The 1,153-nt window shown below is 26.7% G+C and carries 1 protein-coding gene; it reads right to left on the bottom strand.

Features of this window, described 5'->3' with window-relative positions:
• Window positions 1-86: 86 nt before the first annotated feature.
• A complete protein-coding gene (locus tag NJU99_RS05760; RefSeq protein ID WP_254577773.1) occupies window positions 87-833 on the bottom strand; it encodes a SapC family protein in 747 nt (248 codons plus the stop codon).
• Between the last annotated feature and the right edge of the window lie 320 nt (window positions 834-1,153).

Raw genomic sequence — 1,153 nt, 5'->3', positions numbered from 1 at the left:
AATATATCCTTTTTCTTGATGATTGATAACTTAATAGTACACAAAGTAGAACTTTGTGCACTATAAACTATCTTCTGATTTTTTGTTTATTTTACTTCTTCAAATCTTTCTTCGATTTTTTCAGTAACTGCTCTTGATGTATCTTTGAAAGTCAATAATCTTTCAATTTGAGCTAATGAACTTAAATGAGAATAAATAACAGGAATATATTTCTTCTCTCTTAACTCAACAAACTTTTCATTGTTTAAGTCATTAAATCTTTCTTCATTGATTACATAAGCTCCACCAACATTTTTAATTTCATCACCAACTCTAACTTTCATGTTAAGAGGTGTAAACATGTTTTCAGACTTCATATCCTCACAAAACTTATCAGTAAATAAATCCATTTGCTGAAGTTCAGTTAAATATTTTTTTACTCTATCCATTACTTCATCAGCTGTACCGTCTTCTTTGAATATAGCTTGACCTTCGTCATTGTTAACAAATTCACTATCTTCATCAATACAAATTACGTATCTATCTTCATCACCTGTTTTAGAAAGTGCGAAAGGATATCTTCTAACAATTGCAGGAATGTAAGATGCCTTCCATTTACCTTCTTGAACAAATAGGTTTTCACCTGCTTCAAGTCCTAACATAACAACTGGTCTAAATTTATCATTTGCTTTATCTTCTAAGAAAACGATTGGGTATGTAGCAGCAGCTCTTGAGAATTCGTGAACCATCACAGAAGCTAAGTGAATATCACTTACGAAATTAAAGTTATCAATTTGCTTTACTTTTAAATCTTTGTGATTATTCAAAGTTATAGGTACAATTTTTTTAAACATTATGTTTATCTCCTTAAGATTTTTTGAGTATATTACGTACTTCATAATATTATAGCTAAATTTTGTTCTAAAACCAATAAAATAAACAAAATAATTGTAAAAAATAACTAGTTAATGGGAGTATTATTTGTCTAATTTACAATGCTATCTTAATGCTATGAATAAACTACCTGTCATCTTTAATTATATATCCCTAAAACACCTTATTTAAGGGGATTATGAGAGTTATTTTATTTATTTAAAAATTTTAAAAATTAATTTATAGGTTATTTTAATTAAAATTTAATCGTTATATGATTAGTTATTTTAAGCAAAAAACT

It is taken from the genome of Arcobacter roscoffensis, from assembly GCF_024267655.1.
GTDB classification, from domain to species: domain Bacteria; phylum Campylobacterota; class Campylobacteria; order Campylobacterales; family Arcobacteraceae; genus Arcobacter_B; species Arcobacter_B roscoffensis.
The sequence above is the reverse complement of the archived record's forward strand: the minus strand, read 5'-3'. Positions and strand labels throughout refer to the sequence as shown.

Excerpts from the sequence above, each read along its gene's own strand:
- NJU99_RS05760 (WP_254577773.1), bottom strand. The coding sequence starts at position 833 with ATGTTTAAAAAAATTGTACCTATAACTTTGAATAATCACAAAGATTTA.